Here is a 4445-nt window from a genome sequence, read left to right on the forward strand (position 1 = left end):
GTTCTCCCCGTCGACCTCGACGACCGCGTCGCGCGCCGCCCGCAGCGCGGTGTGCAGCACCGCGCGGTCCTCGGTGGTGTTGATCCGCTCCCCGCGGAACATCGCGTCCCGCAGCCCGAACACGTCCGTCGCAGCGGCCAGTTCACGCAGCAGCCGCAGCGTCTCGTCGATGACCAGATGCTTGGAGTAGTCGATCCGCAGGTCGCCGACGTGCACGACGTACCGCTCGGCGCGGGACGGGTCGTCGGCGAACAGGTCGCGCAGGCCCGGCAGCCCCTGCGCGCGGTGCTGCTCCAGGGCGGCCCACTCGGGGAGGCGGGTCGGTTCGGGGACGTCAGACATGGGCGGGGATCTCCTCGGTGGCCTCGCCGCGCAGGGCGACGGCGTACATCTCGTCCGCGTCGAGGCGCCGCAGCTCCTCGGCGATGAGTTCGGCGGTGGAGCGGACCTTCAGGGCCAGCCGGCGCGGGGGCTGGCCGGGCAGGGTGAGCGTGGCCAGCGGGCCCTCGGGGCGGTCGATGACGACCTCGCCGTCCTCGGTGCCCAGCCGGACCGCCGTGACCACGGGGCCCGCGGTCACCACGCGCTCGACGGGGACCCGCAGCCGCGCCTCCAGCCAGCGCGCCAGCAGCTCCGCGGCCGGGTTCTCCGCCTCGGCCTCGACGGTCGCCGACGTGACGGTGGTCCGCGCCTGGTCGAGGGCGGCGGCGAGCATGGAGCGCCACAGGGTCAGCCGGGTCCAGGCCAGGTCGGTGTCGCCGGGCGCGTAGGCGCGCTGCCGGGCGCGCAGGACCGCCATCGGGTCCTCCGCCGCGTACAGGTCGGTGATCCGGCGCTGGCCGAGCGCGCCGAGCGGGTCCCGGGAGGGGTTCTCGGGGGCGTCGGCCGGCCACCACACCACCACCGGGGCGTCCGGCAGCAGCAGCGGCAGCACCACCGAGTCGGCGTGCTCGGACACCTCGCCGTAGGTGCGCAGCACCACCGTCTCGCCGGTGCCGGCCTCCGAACCGACCCGTACCTCGGCGTCCAGCCGGGAGTGGGTGCGCTCGCGCGGGTTGCGGGCGTGCCGCTTGATGACGACCAGGGTGCGCGAGGGGTGCTCGTGCGACGCTTCCTCGGCCGCCTTGATGGCGTCGTAGGCGTTCTCCTCGTCCGTGACGATCACCATCGTCAGGACCATGCCCACGGCCGGGGTGCCGATGGCGCGGCGGCCCCGTACCAGCGCCTTGTTGATGTTGCTTGCCGTGGTGTCGGTCAGGTCGATCTTCATGGCCTGCGCCAGCTCCGTCCGTCTCGTGCGAGCATCTCGTCGGCTTCCGCGGGTCCCCAGCTGCCCGATGTGTACTGCGCAGGCCTGCCGTGCGACGCCCAGTACTCCTCGATCGGGTCGAGGATCTTCCAGGACTCTTCCACTTCCTGGTGACGGGGGAACAGGTTGGCGTCCCCCAGGAGGACGTCCAGGATGAGCCGTTCGTAGGCCTCCGGGCTGGACTCGGTGAACGACTCGCCGTAGGCGAAGTCCATCGTCACGTCCCGCAGCTCCATCGAGGTCCCGGGCACCTTGGAGCCGAACCGCACCGTCATGCCCTCGTCCGGCTGGACGCGGATCACGATGGCGTTCTGGCCGAGCTCCTCGGTGGCCGTGGTGTCGAAGGGGGAGTGCGGCGCCCGCTGGAAGACCACGGCGATCTCCGTCACCCGGCGGCCCAGCCGCTTGCCCGTGCGAAGGTAGAAGGGGACGCCCGCCCAGCGGCGGTTGTCCACGCCGAGCTTGATCGCCGCGTAGGTGTCGGTCGCCGAGGACGGGTCGATGCCGTCCTCCTCCAGATAGCCGCGCACCTTCGCGCCGCCCTGCCAGGCCGCCGCGTACTGCCCCCGCACCGTGTGCAGCCCCAGGTCCTCCGGGAGCCGAACGGCGCGGAACACCTTCAGCTTCTCGGTGAGCAGCGACGCCGCGTCGAAGGAGGCCGGTTCCTCCATCGCGGTGAGCGCCATGAGCTGGAGGAGGTGGTTCTGGATGACGTCGCGGGCGGCGCCGATGCCGTCGTAGTAGCCGGCCCGGCCGCCGATGCCGATGTCCTCGGCCATGGTGATCTGTACGTGGTCCACGAAGGACCGGTTCCAGATGGGTTCGAACATCTGATTGGCGAAGCGCAGCGCCAGGATGTTCTGGACGGTCTCCTTGCCGAGGTAGTGGTCGATGCGGAACACCTGCTCCGGGTCGAACACCTCGTGCACGATCGCGTTGAGCTCCTGCGCGGACCTCAGGTCGTGCCCGAACGGCTTCTCGATGACCGCGCGCCGCCAGGACCCTTCGGGCGCGTCCGCCAGGCCGTGCTTCTTGAGCTGCTGCACCACCTTCGGGAAGAACTTCGGCGGCACGGAGAGGTAGAAGGCGTAGTTGCCGCTGGTGCCGCGGGAGGCGTCCAGCTCGTCGACCGCCTTGCGCAGCTGGTCGAAGGCGTGGTCGTCGTCGAAGTCGCCGGGCACGAACCGCATGCCCTCCGACAGCTGCTGCCAGACCTCCTCACGGAAGGGGGTGCGCGCGTGCTCCTTGACCGCGTCGTGCACCACCTCGGCGAAGTCCTGGTCCTCCCAGTCGCGGCGGGCGAAGCCCACCAGCGAGAAGCCCGGCGGCAGCAGCCCCCGGTTGGCGAGGTCGTACACGGCCGGCATCAGCTTCCTGCGGGACAGGTCGCCGGTCACCCCGAAGATGACCAGACCGGACGGGCCCGCGATCCGGGGCAGCCGGCGGTCCCGGGGGTCGCGCAGCGGATTGGCCCAGCCGGGCGGGGGCGCGGTGAGGGCGGTGACGGCGTCCGCCCGCTGTTCCTCCCGCGCCGCCTCGGGGGCGTCCACCGCCGGTTCGGTGGTCTCGTCGGTCATTCCGCGTCAACTCCCTCGCTGTCGGACGCCGTCGCCGCCGCCTGGCGCGGCCACGGCCCGGCGTCCACGAACCTCGCCCTGCCCGGGTTCCCCGGCTGCGCCGTCCCGTCGTACGCGTTCCCGGCCGCCGCGGAGGGGTCCTCCCCATACAGGGTGTCCTTGTCCGCGGGGTCCTTCACCCCGGTGCACTCCCGCCTGCCCTCCCCCGGGGGCGGCCGGCCGTCGGTTCCGGACCGGCCGGAGGTGTCGAACACTTCTTCGTGCATCATGCGGATCACGCTGATCGTCTTCTCTCTCGCGCTCGCGTCAACCGCGCCCGGACTCCGGCGATTCCCCGCCGGCCGGCCGGGCCGGCCCGCCGTGCGGGTGCTCGTCTTCACGTGGCCCTCGATCCGGGCGGAAGGAACTCTGCAGCGCGTTCAAAAGTAAAAGTCTGACTTATTCACGACGAGGTTCCGGTGTGCCAGCCTGTGGTGAAAGTGGGACACCGGGCGCTCCCGGACGGGGCGCCCGACGAGCAGGTGACGGACATGGGAGACATGGCAGGCGGATTCCCCCAGGGGGGTGACGGCGGCGCCCGGACGGCGGACGGGCGCGGGCGCGACGGCGGCGTTCGTACGGCGCACGGGCGCGACAGCGGCGGAATCAGAACCCTTCCCTTCCCGGTCGGGCGGAGCGTCTGCGGGGTCGGCATGCAGATCGCCCCCATGGACCCCGACCGCACCTGGCGGGCCGACGCGCCCCTGGACCGGGTGCACCGCATCGACTTCCACGTCGTGATGCTGCTCGACGGCGGACCGCTCCGGCACATGATCGACTTCACCGAGTACGAGGCCACGGCGGGCGACGTGCTGTGGATCCGCCCCGGGCAGGTCCACCGCTTCTCCCGGGACGCCGAGTACCGCGGAACCGTCCTCACCATGCAGCCCGGCTTCCTGCCCCGCGCCACCGTCGAGGCCACCGGCCTCTACCGCTACGACCGGCCGCCGCTGATGCGCCCCGGCCCGGCCCAGCTGACCGCACTCCGCGCCGCGGCCGAACAGCTCCGCCGCGAGTACGAGGACACCGCCACCCTGCCGCTGAGCCTCCACACGGCCGTACTGCGCCACGCGTTGACCGCGTTCCTGCTGCGGCTCGCCCATCTCGCCGCCGGTTCCGACCGCGCTCCCCGGCCGGCCGAGGACAGCGCCTTCACCCTCTTCCGGGAGGCCGTGGAACGGGACTTCGCCACCAACCACAGCGTCAGCGCGTACGCCGACGCCCTCGGCTACTCCCGGCGCACCCTGGCCCGCGTGGTCCGCGCCGCCACCGGCAGGACGCCCAAGGCGTTCATCGACCGGCGGGTGATCCTGGAGGCCAAGCGGCTGCTCGCGCACACCGATCTGCCGACCGCGCGGGTCGGGGCCGCGGTCGGCTTCCCCGACGCGGCGAACTTCTCCAAGTTCTTCCAGCAGCACACGGACACCGCCCCGGCCGCGTTCCGTGCGGAACACCGCTGAACTCCGCCGAGCGCCGACGAGGGCCCCGCGCGGGTGCGTGGGGCCCTCGTCGGCGCTCGG

5 protein-coding genes are annotated in these 4445 nt (G+C 72.5%); 1 reads left to right on the plus strand and 4 read right to left on the minus strand.

Annotated features, from left to right (window positions below; all coding sequences use genetic code 11):
- The 4 genes from CCN29_RS07905 to CCN29_RS07920 all read right to left on the minus strand — a co-directional run.
- Positions 1 to 342, minus strand: a 342-nt coding sequence (locus CCN29_RS07905; RefSeq protein ID WP_503167716.1) for a phosphoglucose isomerase-related protein, incomplete at its 3' end; no start/stop codon positions are given.
- On the minus strand, positions 335 to 1270 hold the full coding sequence (gene opcA / locus CCN29_RS07910) for a glucose-6-phosphate dehydrogenase assembly protein OpcA (RefSeq protein WP_006129848.1): 936 nt from the start codon (positions 1268 to 1270) through the stop codon (positions 335 to 337). The genes opcA and CCN29_RS07905, both read right to left, overlap by 8 nt.
- The gene (gene zwf, locus CCN29_RS07915; protein ID WP_006129849.1) at positions 1267 to 2886 is read right to left on the minus strand and encodes a glucose-6-phosphate dehydrogenase; all 1620 of its coding nucleotides are present in this window, start codon (positions 2884 to 2886) and stop codon (positions 1267 to 1269) included. Before zwf ends, opcA begins: the two co-directional genes overlap by 4 nt.
- The gene (locus CCN29_RS07920) at positions 2883 to 3155 is read right to left on the minus strand and encodes a hypothetical protein (RefSeq protein WP_234322514.1); all 273 of its coding nucleotides are present in this window, start codon (positions 3153 to 3155) and stop codon (positions 2883 to 2885) included. The genes zwf and CCN29_RS07920 overlap by 4 nt, the downstream gene beginning before the upstream one ends.
- 423 nt (positions 3156 to 3578) lie before the next feature.
- Between CCN29_RS07920 and CCN29_RS07925 the strand changes: the two genes are divergently transcribed.
- Complete coding sequence (locus CCN29_RS07925; protein WP_006129851.1) at positions 3579 to 4385, plus strand: helix-turn-helix domain-containing protein; 807 nt, start codon at positions 3579 to 3581, stop codon at positions 4383 to 4385.
- The last annotated feature ends 60 nt before the right edge of the window (positions 4386 to 4445 follow it).

Origin of the sequence: Streptomyces pseudogriseolus, assembly GCA_002154585.1 — a bacterium.
GTDB classification, from domain to species: domain Bacteria; phylum Actinomycetota; class Actinomycetes; order Streptomycetales; family Streptomycetaceae; genus Streptomyces; species Streptomyces pseudogriseolus.

Excerpts from the sequence above, each read along its gene's own strand:
- opcA (WP_006129848.1), bottom strand. The coding sequence starts at position 1,270 with ATGAAGATCGACCTGACCGACACCACGGCAAGCAACATCAACAAGGCG.
- CCN29_RS07925 (WP_006129851.1), top strand. The coding sequence starts at position 3,579 with ATGCAGATCGCCCCCATGGACCCCGACCGCACCTGGCGGGCCGACGCG.
- CCN29_RS07920 (WP_234322514.1), bottom strand. The coding sequence starts at position 3,155 with ATGATGCACGAAGAAGTGTTCGACACCTCCGGCCGGTCCGGAACCGAC.
- zwf (WP_006129849.1), bottom strand. The coding sequence starts at position 2,886 with ATGACCGACGAGACCACCGAACCGGCGGTGGACGCCCCCGAGGCGGCG.